The sequence below is a fragment of the Paraburkholderia sp. GV068 genome (genome assembly GCF_003058125.1).
Lineage (GTDB): Bacteria > Pseudomonadota > Gammaproteobacteria > Burkholderiales > Burkholderiaceae > Paraburkholderia > Paraburkholderia graminis.
In genome coordinates, this window is the sequence record NZ_QBUB01000013.1 from 25,499 (window position 1) to 39,876 (window position 14,378).

Below are 14,378 nucleotides of genomic sequence, written 5' to 3' on the forward strand. Positions count from 1 at the left end.
GGGCCAGCCATGAGCAGTTCAGCATCAGCGGGTTCGTCCCCGAGCCAGAAGCTGTCAGGCGATGCCGACGCATTGCATCAACTCGGTCTTGCGTCTTTCCGCGACGGCGCGCTCGAGCTAGCCTGCGAGCAACTCGATCGCGCATTGAATGCTGCACCGGAGCGAGCCGACATCTGGGAGCACCGCGGGCTGCTTGCGGCGCTGCGCGGCGACCGGATTGCGGCCGAGGCGTTCTATTATCGGGCGCTCGGCATGAGCGGCGGCAGTGCCAGTCTGCATCGGAATCTCGCGGACTGCCTGAAGGTTTCTGCACGCCTCGGCGAGGCGCGCCGGCACTATCTGAGCGCGCTCAGTTTCGAGCCGACGCTGCATCATGCGGTTCGCGCACTCGCGGAAATCTGCACGCAGCGAGAGCAGCATGCCGAGGCAGCGGACTTTTGGCTGCGTGCCTGGGCGCTCGACGCGTCGAACGTTGCAGACGCGTCGGCGCTGGTCGAAGCATTGTCCAAAGCTCAGCGCGATCCGGAACTCCACGCGCTATTGCCCGCGCTGCGCGCACGTTGTTCTGCCGATTCCGCCGCGCTTCGTCAACTCGCGTTCGCTTTGAACAGCGCGCAGCGTTTTGCCGATGCGCTCAGCGTCGCGAGGCAGGGCGTCGGCGTCGATCCGAACGACGGCTGGCTGCATCACAACGCATCATTTGCACTCAACATGCTGGGCGAGTTCGAGCAGATGCACAGGCACAGCGCGGAGGCCGCGCGCCTGATGCCCGGCAATGCGCTGATGCAGTTCAACCTCGCCGCGGCACAGCTTCGCGCGGGCGATTTCGAGCAAGGTTGGAAGCAGTATCGTTGGCATGACGAACTGCCCGAAAACCACAGCCTGGTTCGGCCGGCTTATCCGCAGTGGCAAGGCGAGCGGTTGCTCGGCTGCCGGTTTCTGCTGGTCGGCGAGCAGGGACTGGGCGATCAGATCCAGTTTCTGCGCATGGCCGACTGGCTGCATCGGCGAGGCGCGCAAGTGGACGTCTGGGTCGACGAGCCGCTCGGCGAAGTAGCGCGCCACGCGGCCGGCGTGCATGCCGCGTGGACCACTGCGCCGCCTGGTCCGTACGACTACTGGTGCCGCATGCTGCAGATGCCCGCGCGTATGGACCTGGAACTGTGCATGTTGCCGCTCGCCACGGCGTACCTGCAAGCGGAGCCCGCGAAGCTGCAGTTCTGGCGTAACCGAGTGCAGGCGCTAAGTACCGGGCAGGCGCATCGGCCGTTGAGAAAGCGTGTCGGCATCGTATGGGCAGGCAATCCTGGATATGAACTCGATCGCTATCGGTCGATTCCGCTTCGACATGGCGGGCGCTTCTCGAGCAGCCTGGCGTGCGTTGGTTTTCGTTACAGAAGGGCGACGTGCAACACGACCCGGCGGTTGGGCCAGAGGGTATAGAGATACATATGTTCGGCCCTGAGATTCATGGCTTCGCGGACACGCTCGCGATCGTTCAATCGCTGGATCTTGTAATCACGGTGGACACGGCGGTTGCGCATCTGGCGGGCGCGTGCGGCACGCCGGTCTGGGTGCTGGTACCCACATTCACGGATTGGCGCTGGATGGTCGCGCGCGACGATAGTCCGTGGTATCCGTCAATGCGCCTTTTCAGACAGCGCGAGTTGAACCAGTGGGACGCAGTGCTGGCCGATGTCGCGCAAGCGCTGCGGGAGTATGTCGGGGAATGAGCCGGATGCGTGGGGCGCATCCGGCTTCAGATTTTCGACCCGGCGCGATGCCCCGGTTTCGGGCGGCCAGGCCGAAGACGAGGCCTTTACTTCTTGCCCATCAACGTTTCCATCGTCTCGCCGCGCACGACAATTTCCGTGCGACGGTTGAGCGCGCGTCCTTCCGGCGTGTCGTTGCTCGCGATCGGATTGTTGTACGCATTGCCCTTCGTGCGGACACGCTCCATCGGCACACCGCGTCCGACGAGCGCGTAACCCACGGCGACCGCTCGCGCTTCCGAGAGTTGCTGGTTGTATTCGAGCGTGCCGACATTGTCCGTATAACCTTCGACGATGATCGGTTTCTTGCTGCGCTTGAGCAGCACGGCGGAACGGTCGACGACCGCGCTCGCATCGGCGCGCACTGCCGACTTGTCGAAGTCGAACAGCGCTTTCTCGGGCAGCTTGACGGCGACGCCGTCCGCGACGGGCGCGACCTCGATGCCCGCGGCCCGGTTCAACGACGTCTCGGTGTCGCGGTTCAGCGGCGCGCTGCAACCTGCCATCAACAGTACCGACATTGCGCAGGCGCTGGCAGCCAGAAGTTTTTTCATGTTTGTCCTCTCGTTCGTTTGCGGATCAGGGGCGAGCCCGTCGACAGTGGGCGAATCGCCGGTTCGTAAAGCACGGAGGTTGTATCGTGCGTCGCGGTCGGCAGAGAATCGGACCTTTCCGAAATCGAGGGCATGATTCAGCGGTTTGATGCTTATGCGGCCGTTACCGCTGATTGGCGGAAAATGCGCGTGCGCGCTGGGGAATGGTCCGACAGGCGCGCCGTTATAATCCGAACCCATGTCTATCCGTTTCGATGCCGCCGACGCGCACTGGCGCGTCGCTCCCTTGCCTGGCTTTAGCGCTGCGCAGAAAGACTGGTTGACCCGCGGTGGTTCGTTGACCGCGCATCTGCGCGCGCTCGGCGCGGTCGCGGTGCGCGTCACGCGTGAAGGCGTGGCCTTGCCGTGGGCCGACGAGCACGCCGCGCTGGGTCTTCGCATGCGCTCGCCGGTGTGGTGGCGCGAGGTCGTGTTGTCGGTCGATGCCGTGCCGTTCGTCGCCGCGCACAGCGTCGCGCCTCTCGCCGCGAGCGTCGGCGTGTGGCAGGCCACGCGGCGTTTGCGCACGCGGCCGCTCGCCGAACTGTTGTATAGCGACAGCGGCGTCGCGCGTTCGGCGCTGGTCAGCCGGCGCGTGACCGCGCGACATCCGCTGTACCGGCTCGCCGCGCGAGAAGTCGACGGGATGCCGCCGCATGCGTTGGTCGCGCGCCGCTCCGTGTTCGAGCGGCATGGCGCGCCGCTGATGGTCACCGAGTGTTTTTTGCCGGCGCTGTGGGCGCATGTCGCCGCGCTGTCGAAGCGCGAGCGCGAGGTCCGTCCCGATTTGAACGCCACCGATGCGGCCGACGTGATTAACGCAGGCCATCCGCGCTGGCGCGAACACGGCCGCCCGCTCGAGCACACGGCTTCGCGCGCGCATCCCGCGACGCGTGTTGCCGGCGAACGGAGCCGCTAAATGTTGCGCGGCTTTCCTCCCGTCGTCGCGGCCGACACGCACACGCTGATTCTCGGCAGCTTTCCCGGCGAGGCGTCGCTTGCGGCGACGCAGTACTACGCGCATCCGCGCAACCAGTTCTGGCGCCTCCTTGGCGCGGTGCTCGACGAGCCGTTCGCCGAACTCGCCTACGAAGAGCGGCTGCGGCGGCTCCTGTCGCACGGCATCGGCGTCTGGGACGTGCTCGCCGCGTGTCATCGCGAGGGCAGTCTCGATGCGGCGATCCGCAACGCGCAGCCGAACGACTTTGCTTCGCTGCGCGAGCACTCGCCGACGCTGCGCAAAGTCTGCTTCAACGGCAAGACCGCCGGCCGCTTCGCGCCCGTGATCGGCGCGGCGGGTTACACGACGCTCGTGCTGCCTTCGTCGAGTCCCGCGAATGCTATGCTCTCGTTCGATCAAAAATTGCGCCTGTGGCGCGACATCCTTACATGATCTTTAGGCGCCGACGTCGCGAACTTTCTGAGTTGGTCAAGGGCTTGCTGTCAATCCCGTGATAATGTCCATTAGCTCGTCGGAGGGCGTTACACGATCCAGTTCGTATACCTTTTTCCCTTGATGAGATCGGGCAAACACTCTATCGTCAATTTGAATGACATCCGCCGTCGCAAGCAAAGCAAGCAGGTTGTCTCCGGATACACGCTGGACATTCGGAAAGTCATCGTCGTAATTGTCTTTGGCCGCTTTGACCGCAGCCGCTTCATTACGGAATAACTCAACCAAATAGATCTCGTCGTCGGAGTCCAGCTCCTGAACAATTATCAGGGGCTCGAAGTCGTCGCCCCATCCATGGGAAAAGAATTCGACGTCCATTAGTCGGCGCACGATCGGATGATTGTCCGACCTTGCGATGCTCCATATTCCGTTGGGCCCTCGGCGACCGATATGCGGCGCGATGACCAGTTCAAATACATCGAGCCGGTCCAGCCAATGTAACGGCACGTACGGCGTACCTATCAGAATGCGGCATCCACCCCACGTTATGTCGCTCCTGTCCCAATGGGCGCGAGCGCCAAACCATCTTTCGCGTGGACGCATATAGGCAAGGATATGTCTTGCCATCCTTCGTGTCTTGGTGCCGACGTATTGTGCCTGTCGCATAAAGTGTGCACCCGAATCACCAAGTTCGTCGTCGTCAATGAGATCGGGAAGAGGCGAGATTGCCCATTTGATCAAGCCGTCCTTTTCCGCTTCCACGATTTGTTCGAGACCTTCGACATCGGTTGCTAGCTGCTCAAGGCGAAATGGAAGTCTGTCGACGGGCCGCCAGAATCGAGTCGCCGTGGAATCTTCCTTTATTCCCCCTATTGCGGCACGCCAGTCATAATCCCTTCCATTCCAAAGCAGCACAGGATCAGTGATCTCGATTCCAGACCCGTTTTTCGGGGGCGTGCCGAGATAGATGCGCACGTCGCGAGCGCTTCCGAAGAAGATGCGATACACGGCCGGTGCAGGTGGCTGTGCCTCGCTCGCGATTTCCACGACGAGGTCAAGGTCTCCACAATCCGATGCGCCGCGCGCGTACGAGCCAAATGCCCATACTCGTAGAACTTCGGTCATGTGGCAATGACGTTTAATCCATAAAAACCGCTCGACCCATTGCACCTCGGTTGCAGGTCGCTCATCGAGTCGACCACAGATGCGATGAAGCACCTTTGTAAAATGGCTGCGCGGGTACCGATGAGACAAGGCGATCTCCTCAATGTTTAACGGAAGGTACGGATAGTGCCGCGGCGATCCGCAACACGGAGCCGAACGACTTTGCTTCGCTGCGCGAGCACTCGCCGAAGCTGTGCAAGCCCACTGCAACGGAAAGGCCACGCGCCGCTTCGTGTTTGTTATCGGCGTGGTTTGCCTGTCGAAGCGCGGCAATCGCCGCGACTGACACTAGCGAAAAGACGCTATGTCCACGATGTTGCCAGGGGGCAATTCCGCTTGCGGGATCGTCACCGGTTTTAGCGCCTCTGGCAGCATTTCCGGCGTGAAGTGTTCGATCAGTTGGCGAATACGGCGCACCTTCGCGGAATCGACGTTGAATCCCTTGCCGCGCAAGTCTTTGGCAGCTTTGCGATTCACAGTTTCGTCGGATGGCCTCGAGGCGGATGTTCGGGTCGAAGAGCTCCGAACAAGCGCGTCGACAAACATTTCGGGCGTAAAACCGTACATCGACGTGATATTGGCGAGATCTGACCGATCCTTCTGTTCTTGCGCTGCGGCTAATTCTTGTTCCCGGCGCACACGGAGTTCATTGGCATCTTCGAGGCTCCAACTTATGACACGACGAATCGAACGCGCATCGTCTCCCTCTGGCTCCTCGCGAGTCTCGAAATGGAAGGCGTCCACTACGTCGACTTCAAAAGTGCATCTGAGCCGCTCAATCAAGCCCTCATAGGCGGAGCGCACGGCGCATATCAAGATTGATGCGACGACGTCACGGTTGTAGGTAGCGTAAGGGCCGTATTTTTGTTCGGGCTCTGGTTCGAGATTGCCTACGCCACGAATGTACATGAGCTCATTGGAAGCACGGCTATTAAAGGTCGACGACTCGTCACCCTCGAACCAGTGGAAATCCGGTGGATGAGGCCACTTCTTTTGCGAAATCAGGTTAAAGTAATTGCGACCCGTTGCGTTCCAATCAAAATAGGATTGCTTCCAGCCGCCCGGATGCCAGCGCACTGAAAGATTGTTCATCTTGGTAATGTGCGCTGACAACTCGATGCGTGGCTTCGCCGACGAGTTTTGCCCCAAGCGCAATTGCATTTGCGCGAGGTCTAATGTCTTCCAGTCAAAAAGTTTTGAGAAAGCATTGCTGGCAGGGTCCGACATCCAGCTGATCAGATCTGACAAGACGGTCTGTCCGTGTCTGGACCGGTCATGCGATTCGATGTCATCGACGTCCATACCCAAGCGACCAAGTTCGCGGGAAATGTGGCAAATATATTCACCGGCGGATGTGCGCGATGAGTTGTACCAGCTAATCGGGCGAAACATCCGCAATTGGACCGGCGGTGGAATGCGTTGCGAACGTCTGTGACCGGATGACTTTGTCATTGCATTTGTCCGAATGAAAATTCGCTTTCAACTGCACGTCAATGTACCGTATGTCTCTGAGCCTATATGTAAATATCAGTCACAGCGTAACCGCGAAAAAGACCTAGAAAGTCTGCTTCAACGGCAAGACCGCCGGCCGCTTCGCGCCCGTGATCGGCGCGGCGGGTTACACGACGCTCGTGCTGCCTTCGTCGAGTCCCGCGAATGCTATGCTCTCGTTCGATCAAAAATTGCGCCTGTGGCGCGACATCCTTACATGACGAAACTCATCAAGCGCGCGTCGGCTGAAGCGCGTGCATTCCGCAATCGCAACGCCGATGGCGCGGGCAAACACGCAACGGCGCGCAACAAGAAACGCGCGTCGCATAACAACGATCTGCGCAACGATCTGCGCGACGACCTCCACGACGCGCCGCAAATCGAAGCGCCGCGCAAGCCGCGCTTTGCGCCGGTCACGTTCTCGGAAGAGGGCGGCGTGCGCTATCTGCACTTCGGCACGGAATGGGTGCAAGGCGCGATGCGTCTGCGCAAGCCCGACCACATCGAGCTCGAATACGCGCAGCAAATGATGGCGTGGCTGCTCTTCATCGAAACGCCGAAGCGCATCGTGCAACTCGGGCTCGGTGCCGCAGCGCTGACCAAGTTCGCGCACCGCTTCCTGAAGCGCGCGAAGGTCGAGGCGGTCGAAGTGAACCCGGCCGTCGTAATCGCCGCGCGCACGATGTTCGAGCTGCCGCAAGACGACGCGCGCCTCACCGTGCATGAGACGGACGCGTGGGACTTCGTCAACGACCGCGCGAACCACGGCACGATCGGCGCGTTGCAGATCGACATTTACGATGCGACGGCGCGCGGTCCCGTGCTCGACAGCGTCGGCTTTTACCGTGCGGCGCGCGCGTGTCTGACCGATGCGGGCGTGGTCACGGTCAATCTGTTCGGCGATCACCCGAGCTTCGTGCGCAATATGAAACGCCTGAACGAAGCGTTCGACGGCCGCGTGGTCGCGCTGCCCGAAGTGCACGACGGCAACCGCATCGCGATCGCGTTCTCCGGTCCCGCGCTCGACGTGCCGTTCACGGCGCTGCAAGCGCGCGCGAAGCTGATCGAAGCCGAGCTCGGCTTGCCGGCGCGCAAGTGGATCAAGGGGCTGCAGGAGTCGACGGGACAGACGGGCGCGTCGTTCGCCATCTGATCCCGGCCAGTCGCAGGGAAGTGCCGGACCGCGAAGGTCCGGCATCGTAACCAGCCAACCGTCGCATTCCAGCGACACTTTGCGGGCCCGCCATCCGTCGCGCATCGAAGCGGCGCGGGACTCGCTCGACGATTCGGGAAGGTCGCCAGAACCACCGGCGCGGCCGCGCAAACGAAGGGCGTTCGACCACGGCGCCGTGCATCGGCGTCGGCTGCTTCAGTTGTTTCCCCCTCCGCACTGGAATCCGCAGCGCCATCCGCATCCGCTAAAACACCGCCCCACGCACTCCAGCACCCGCGCCTTCGCCTCGGGGTCGTCCCTGCTTGACCGCACGTTCGCGGCTCCTATACTCTTTCGAAGCTTTCGGGGCACTCGTGTCCCATGCGGGGCGATCCTCCGCGGGCGTGCTACCGCGAGGCGGCTCTCCGCTTTGGGGGTTCACCACCCGTCGAACACGGGCCAACATTTCAATAATAGGGAAGAGGAGACGTCATGGCTCACGACGCCGACGCGAACAAGGCCAGCAAGCACTGGCTCTGGTTGTTGCTGTTGCCCTGGATCGCCATGGTCTGGGTGCCGTCGTATAACAAGGTCGAACCGGTGCTGTTCGATTTTCCGTTCTTCTACTGGTATCAGCTCCTCTGGGTGCTGATCAGCGCGGTCATCACGGCGATCGTGTACTTCAAGACCAAGACGCGCTCGGCGGGCCGTCCGCAAGGGGACGCACGATAATGAACGCCATCGCAACTTTCGTCTTCGTTCTGTTTTTCATCGGGGTCACGATTCTCGGCTTCGTCGCGGCGCACTGGCGGCGCGGCGATCTCGCTCATCTCGAAGAGTGGGGCCTGGGTGGCCGGCGCTTCGGCACCATCGTCACCTGGTTCCTGTTGGGCGGCGACCTGTACACCGCGTACACGTTTATCGCCGTACCCGCGCTTGTATTCGGTGCCGGCGCAACGGGTTTCTTCGCGCTGCCGTACACGATCCTGATCTATCCGTTCGCGTTCGTCGTGTTTCCGAAGTTGTGGAGCATCGCGAAACGTCAGGGCTACGTGACATCGGCGGACTTCGTGTCGGCTCGCTACGGCAGCCGCATGCTCGCGCTCGCAATCGCCGTGACCGGCATCGTCGCGACGATGCCGTACATCGCGCTGCAACTGGTCGGCATCGAAGTGGTGATCGGCGCGCTCGGCTTCGATACGAAGGGCTTTGTCGGCGACCTGCCGCTGATCATCGCCTTCGCGATTCTTGCCGCCTACACGTACACGTCGGGCCTGCGTGCGCCGGCGATGATCGCGGTCGTCAAGGACGTCCTGATCTACATCACGATCTTCGCCGCGATCATCGTGATTCCGCCGCAACTCGGCGGCTTCAGCCACATCTTCGGCTCGGTGCCGCCGGCCAAGCTGCTGCTGAAAGCGCCGGACGTGTCGAGTCTGAACGGCTATAGCGCGTACGCGACGCTCGCGGTCGGTTCGGCGCTCGCGCTGTTCCTGTATCCGCACTCGATCACGGCGGTGCTGTCGTCGAAATCGGGCAACACGATCCGCCGCAACATGGCGATGCTGCCGGCTTACTCGCTGGTGCTCGGCCTGCTCGCGCTGCTCGGCTTCATGGCGCTCGCTTCGGGCGTGAAGGACATGCCGGAATTCGCGCCGTACTTCAAGGCGTTCGGCCCGAACTTCGCGGTGCCGGCGCTGTTCCTGCACTTCTTCCCGTCGTGGTTCGTCGGCGTGGCGTTCGCGGCGATCGGCATCGGCGCGCTGGTGCCGGCGGCGATCATGTCGATTGCGGCAGCGAACCTGTACACGCGCAACATCCACAAGGAGTTCGTGAACCGCAACATGACGCACGAGCAGGAGACCAACGTCGCGAAGCTGGTGTCGCTGATCGTCAAGGTCGGCGCGGTCGCGTTCATTCTGGCGTTGCCGCTCACGTATGCGATCCAGTTGCAGCTGCTCGGCGGTATCTGGATCATCCAGACGCTGCCGGCCATCGTGCTCGGACTGTACACGCGCGTGCTCGACTATCGCGGCTTGCTGATCGGCTGGGCAGTCGGCATCGCAACGGGTACGTGGATGGCGATTTCGCTGAAGCTCGCCGGCTCGATCTTCACGATTCACCTGTTCGGCATGGCGATTCCGGGCTATGCGGCGGTGTGGTCGCTGATCGTGAATCTGGTCGTGGCCGTGGTGGTGAGCCTGCTGGTGCGCGCGTTCGGCATGCAGCGCGCCGAAGACCGCACGCGTCCGGAAGACTATCTGGACGTCGTGGAAAGCTAAGACCCGACGCAACCTAACCCAGGCGCCCGCGGACGAAACTCCGCGGGCGTTTGTATTTGCGGCGCAGTCCAGGGCAGGATAGCGGAACTACCTCCAAAAGCGCTGCCGCTCCCGCCATGGCTTCTGCCGATTCCCGCACCGTCGTTCCGCGCCGCTCGGCGGTGAGCCGCATGGTTCGCGCGGTCACGTCGCCGTATTACCGCTACCGGCACGCAAAAGTGCTGCACAGTCTGCGCGTGGGACTGGCGATGCTGTTCTCGATTCTCGCGACCACCGGTATCGACATTCCGCACGGCATCTGGTCGTCGGTGACGTTGCTGGTCGTGATCGGCGGATTGCAGCATCACGGCAATATCCGCAAGAAGGCCGCGGAGCGCGCCGCGGGTACGCTGCTGGGCGCGTCGATCGGCTTGCTGCTGATCGTGCAGCAGAATCTCATCGGCTCGTTGCCGCTGACGTACGTGCTGATGTCGATCGTCGCGGCGATCTGCGCGTGGTTCGCTATCGGCGCGTCGGGATATATCGGTCTGTTGACGGCCATCACGATGTGCATCGTCGCGGGTCATGGCGACAATGTGATCGACGTCGGCCTGTGGCGCACGCTGAACGTGCTGATCGGCATCGTGATCGCACTCGCGTTTTCGTTCGCGTTGCCGCTGCACGCGACGTATTCCTGGCGCTACGGGATCGCGGCCAATCTGCGCGAATGCGCGCGCATCTATACGCGTTTGCTGGAAGGCGAAACGATCGGCGACGAAGAGCAGGTCAAGCGCTTTCTCGAGATCAACCGGCGGCTCGTGCAACTGCGCTCGCTGATGCCTTCGGTGGCGAAGGAAATCGATGTGCCGCAGGCGAAGCTCGAGGAGATTCAGCGCTTGCATCGCTCGGTGCTCAGTTCGCTGGAGCTGCTCGCGACCGGTCCGCTGATGCAGGCCGACGCCGCCGCGCGCGCCGCGTATGCGCAGCGATGCGGCGCGGAAGTGCGGGCCGTGCGTACGATTTTGCTGGCGATTGCGCGCGGCCTGCGCTTTGGCCGCGCGACGCACTTTGGGATTCCGGTGAGTGGTACGTCGGCAAGCGGCGCTGCGTTGACCGATAGTGCGTCCGCGTCGCCGCCCGGCTCACCGCCCGCGCCGACGACGGGCAACGCGGCGCTCGCCTTGCCGCCCGATCTGCAAGGACCGTATTGGCTCGGGCAGCGGCTCGCGGAACAGATCGAGCGCTTACGCGCGGCGCTCCTCGAGACCGAGCCGAACTGGAACATCGAGCGGCACTCGCGGATTCTGCAGAAGACCTAGGCGATGGCGGCCGACGCTAGCGCCCACCGCCGCCCACCGCGGTCTACCACCGCTCACTCATGCGGCGGCAGCGTCACCATCCACATCAGACCGAAGCGGTCCACCGCCATGCCGAAGCCCTTGCTCCAGAACGTTTCGCCCCAGGGCATGACGATCTGGCCGCCGTCGGCGAGCGCGTTGAAGTACTTTTGCGCCGACGCCGTATCGTCCGCGGTCAGCGACAGACTGAAGCCGCTCATCGGCTTCGCGTCCTGATCGCAGTTGCCGTCGGACGCCATCCATTGAGTCGAGCCCATCTGCACGTTCGCATGCATGATCTTTTCTTCGACGCCGGGGCGCGGCGTGTTTTGCGGATCGGGCGGCGCGTCCTTGAAACGCATCATGAACGTGACTTCGGCGCCCAGATGCTGGCGGTAATAATCGAGCGCTTCTTCGCAACGCCCGTTGAAGAATACGTACGGTTGGACTTCCATCGTTGCCTCCAGAAATAAGGATGTGAATGCCCGCGCTGCCAGACGGCAAAGGAAACTGCGGAAACCGCGGGCGTGCAGACCATTTTAGGCAACGGCGTTCGGGCGTTTGTGACTTTGTGTCGTGCGGAAAAGACGACTCGCGCGATCACCGCGCTGCACAAAAAAACGAGTGAATCAGCCGATAAAACGACCGGCCGTAAACAGCAAACGGCCCCGAACCGCAAGGTTCGGGGCCGCATGATTGAATCGCACGATGGATGGCGGCGAGTCTGCCGTCCAGCGCCTTAACGCAGCGCTTCGATCAGCTTTTCCAGCTTGACCGCGTCCGCCGCAAACGCGCGGATGCCTTCGGCCAGCTTTTCGGTTGCCATCGCCTCGTCGTTGACGAGGAAGCGGAACGACGATTCGTCGACCGGCACTCGCTCGATATTGGCGTCCTGCGAGCTTTCCGGCGAGAGCTTGCGCTCCACCTTGTCCGTGCTTTCATGCAGCTTTTGCAGCAGATCCGGACTGATGGTCAGCAGATCGCAGCCGGCCAGTTCCAGAATCTGACCCGTGGTGCGGAAGCTCGCGCCCATCACCTCGGTCTTGTAGCCGAACTTCTTGTAGTAGCCGTAAATGCGGCGCACCGACTGAACGCCCGGATCGTTCGCACCGCCGTCTTTCGCTTCGTCCCACGCGCTGCCGGCATTTTTCTTATACCAGTCGTAAATGCGTCCGACGAACGGCGAGATCAGCTTCGCGCCCGCTTCGGCACAGGCCGCGGCCTGGGCGAGCGAGAACAGCAGCGTCATGTTGCAGTTGATGCCTTCCTTTTGCAGCACTTCGGCGGCGCGCACGCCTTCCCACGTGGAAGCCAGCTTGATCAGCACGCGCTCGCGATCGATACCGTGCTCCTTGTACAGCGCGATCAGTTCGCGGCCCTTGGCGATCGAGGCCTGTACGTCGAACGAAAGACGCGCGTCCACTTCGGTCGACACGCGGCCCGGGATGATCTTCAGGATCTCGGTGCCGAAGGCGATCAGCAACTGGTCGATGATCGCGCCCATTGGCTTCGACGCGTGATCTTTCACCGTCTTTTCGAGCAGCGGACGATAGTCGTCTTTCTGCACGGCTTTCAGAATCAGCGACGGATTGGTGGTCGCGTCCTGCGGCTTGTATTGCGCGAGCTGCTGGAAGTCGCCGGTATCGGCCACGACGGTCGTGTACTGCTTGAGTTGATCGAGTGCGGTTGTCATATTCGTGCCTTCAGGGCGCATGCGCCGTGGTTCAGGGGGAATGAGTCGCCGCCGGATTGAAAGACCGCTTCAGGCCGGCGGCCGCGAGTCACGCTGCAACGCTCACCCGATGTTGCCGGGAAACGCTGCCGGATGCTTCTATTTTATGGCGGATCGCCTGATGCAGTATTGACAGTGTGCGCCGCCGATCCGTTCACGGCTATTTCAGCGACCGTGCGCCGCGGCGCCGCACGGCTTGCGCCGCCGCGTGCTGCCGCCTGGCGTCAGGCACGCCGCGCATTCAACACGACCTGCGTCAGCACGCCCGCGACCAGGCCCCAGAACGCGGAGCCGATGGACAGCAGCGTCAGTCCCGACGCCGTCACCATGAAGGTCACGAGCGCCGCTTCGCGCTGCCTCGCGTCCTGCATCGCGTTGGTCAGGCCGCTCATAATCGAGCCGAACAGCGCCAGCGCCGCCACGGAAACGACCAGCTCGCGCGGGAACGCCGCGAACAGCGCCGCGATCGTCGCCCCGAAAATGCCGGCGATCAGATAGAAAATGCCGCACCAGACCGCGGCCGTGTAGCGTTTGTCGCGGTTCTCGTGCGCTTCGCGGCCGGTGCAGATGGCCGCCGTGATCGCGGCAAGATTGATGCCGTGCGAGCCGAACGGCGCGAGCAGCAGCGACGCGATACCGGTCGTCGAAATCAGCGGCGCCGAGGGCGTCGTGTAGCCGTCCGCGCGCAGCACGGCGATGCCGGGCACGTTCTGCGAAGCCATCGCGACCACGAAAAGCGGAATGCCGATGCTGATGCTCGCGGCCACCGAAAACGCCGGCATCGTGAACACCGGATGCGCGAGCGCGATCTGAAAGTGGCTGAAATCGAGCAGGCCGAGCGCGCCCGCGGCAACGGTGCCGGCGATCAGCGTCGCGGGAATCGCATAGCGCGGCGTGACGCGTTTGACGATCAGGTAGGTCAGAAACATCGTCAGCACGAGCGCGGTCTGGAACTGCGCGGCGCGAAATATCTCAATGCCGATCTCGAACAGGATGCCCGCCAGCAAGGCCGACGCGATGCCCGCCGGAATTTTCTTCATCAGCGTATCGAACCATCCTGTCAGACCAACGACGGTCAGCAGCAACGCGCAGACGATAAACGCGCCGATCGCCTCCGCGTAAGGCACATGCGGCAGCGACGAGACGAGCAGCGCCGCGCCGGGCGTCGACCATGCAATGACGATCGGCGCGCGAAAGCGCAGCGACAGCCCGATTGTGCAAACCGCCATGCCGATCGACAACGCCCAGATCCACGACGAAATCTGCGCGTTGCTCAGGTGCGCGGCCTGGCCCGCCTGAAACATCAGCACGAGCGAACTCGTGTAGCCCGTCATCATCGCGACGAAGCCGGCGACGATGGCCGATAGGGAGGTGTCGGCGAACGGATTGAAGCGGCGCGGCGCGATGCCGGAGTTGGCCAGTTCAGGCGAAGACGAGCGGTTCATGCCAATGCTTTCTTGTCGTTGAGAGTGGGGCGGGGGG

General features: G+C 62.5%; 12 protein-coding genes and 2 pseudogenes. 8 read left to right on the plus strand and 6 right to left on the minus strand.

From position 1 onward, the window contains the following. Nucleotides 1-9: 9 nt before the first annotated feature. Nucleotides 10-1,733: pseudogene (locus C8K18_RS23915) on the plus strand (hypothetical protein). 86 nt (nt 1,734-1,819) lie between these two features. Here C8K18_RS23915 and C8K18_RS23920 read toward each other — a convergent pair. Then, entirely contained in the window at nt 1,820-2,326 is a 507-nt protein-coding gene (locus C8K18_RS23920; protein ID WP_006048382.1) for an OmpA family protein, read from the minus strand. A gap of 238 nt (nt 2,327-2,564) precedes the next feature. Between C8K18_RS23920 and C8K18_RS23925 the strand changes: the two genes are divergently transcribed. Beyond that, nucleotides 2,565-3,284 carry a chorismate lyase gene (locus C8K18_RS23925; protein ID WP_107710285.1) on the plus strand — a complete coding sequence of 240 codons (720 nt, stop codon included), beginning with the start codon at nt 2,565-2,567 and terminating at the stop codon, nt 3,282-3,284. Next, nucleotides 3,285-3,758, plus strand: a complete 474-nt coding sequence (locus tag C8K18_RS23930; RefSeq protein ID WP_107710283.1) for a DNA-deoxyinosine glycosylase — start codon at nt 3,285-3,287, stop codon at nt 3,756-3,758. 36 nt (nt 3,759-3,794) lie between these two features. Here C8K18_RS23930 and C8K18_RS23935 read toward each other — a convergent pair whose 3' ends face one another. Both C8K18_RS23935 and C8K18_RS23945 read right to left on the minus strand, forming a co-directional pair. Beyond that, a complete protein-coding gene (locus C8K18_RS23935; protein ID WP_107710281.1) occupies nt 3,795-4,883 on the minus strand; it encodes a hypothetical protein in 1,089 nt (362 codons plus the stop codon). Between the two features lie 327 nt (nt 4,884-5,210). After that, nucleotides 5,211-6,374, minus strand: a complete 1,164-nt coding sequence (locus tag C8K18_RS23945) for a hypothetical protein (protein WP_132384615.1) — start codon at nt 6,372-6,374, stop codon at nt 5,211-5,213. A gap of 107 nt (nt 6,375-6,481) precedes the next feature. On the opposite strand from C8K18_RS23945, the pseudogene C8K18_RS33795 reads away from it, so the two are divergent. From C8K18_RS33795 to C8K18_RS23970, 5 genes and pseudogenes are all read left to right on the plus strand, one after another. Next, nucleotides 6,482-6,634: pseudogene (locus C8K18_RS33795) on the plus strand (DNA-deoxyinosine glycosylase); the annotation flags it as partial. Further along, the gene (locus tag C8K18_RS23955; protein ID WP_107710275.1) at nt 6,631-7,566 is read left to right on the plus strand and encodes a spermidine synthase; all 936 of its coding nucleotides are present in this window, start codon (nt 6,631-6,633) and stop codon (nt 7,564-7,566) included. The pseudogene C8K18_RS33795 and the gene C8K18_RS23955, both read left to right, overlap by 4 nt. Nucleotides 7,567-8,058: 492 nt before the next feature. Continuing rightward, nucleotides 8,059-8,298 (plus strand): DUF3311 domain-containing protein, encoded by a 240-nt coding sequence (locus tag C8K18_RS23960; RefSeq protein ID WP_006048378.1) that lies wholly within the window; start codon nt 8,059-8,061, stop codon nt 8,296-8,298. After that, the gene (gene mctP / locus C8K18_RS23965) at nt 8,298-9,848 is read left to right on the plus strand and encodes a monocarboxylate uptake permease MctP (RefSeq protein WP_006048377.1); all 1,551 of its coding nucleotides are present in this window, start codon (nt 8,298-8,300) and stop codon (nt 9,846-9,848) included. Before C8K18_RS23960 ends, mctP begins: the two co-directional genes overlap by 1 nt. Before the next feature lie 116 nt (nt 9,849-9,964). Beyond that, nucleotides 9,965-11,146, plus strand: a complete 1,182-nt coding sequence (locus C8K18_RS23970; RefSeq protein WP_029969984.1) for an FUSC family protein — start codon at nt 9,965-9,967, stop codon at nt 11,144-11,146. A 53-nt stretch (nt 11,147-11,199) separates the two neighbouring features. Here C8K18_RS23970 and C8K18_RS23975 read toward each other — a convergent pair whose 3' ends face one another. The 3 genes from C8K18_RS23975 to C8K18_RS23985 all read right to left on the minus strand — a co-directional run bounded on the left by C8K18_RS23975 (nt 11,200) and on the right by C8K18_RS23985 (nt 14,341). Further along, the gene (locus C8K18_RS23975; RefSeq protein ID WP_006048375.1) at nt 11,200-11,619 is read right to left on the minus strand and encodes a VOC family protein; all 420 of its coding nucleotides are present in this window, start codon (nt 11,617-11,619) and stop codon (nt 11,200-11,202) included. Nucleotides 11,620-11,903: 284 nt separating this feature from the next. Then, nucleotides 11,904-12,857: a transaldolase gene (gene tal, locus C8K18_RS23980; RefSeq protein WP_006048374.1), complete on the minus strand. Its 954-nt coding sequence runs from the start codon at nt 12,855-12,857 to the stop codon at nt 11,904-11,906. A 263-nt stretch (nt 12,858-13,120) separates the two neighbouring features. Continuing rightward, nucleotides 13,121-14,341 carry a benzoate/H(+) symporter BenE family transporter gene (locus C8K18_RS23985; protein WP_107710273.1) on the minus strand — a complete coding sequence of 407 codons (1,221 nt, stop codon included), beginning with the start codon at nt 14,339-14,341 and terminating at the stop codon, nt 13,121-13,123. Nucleotides 14,342-14,378: the final 37 nt, after the last annotated feature.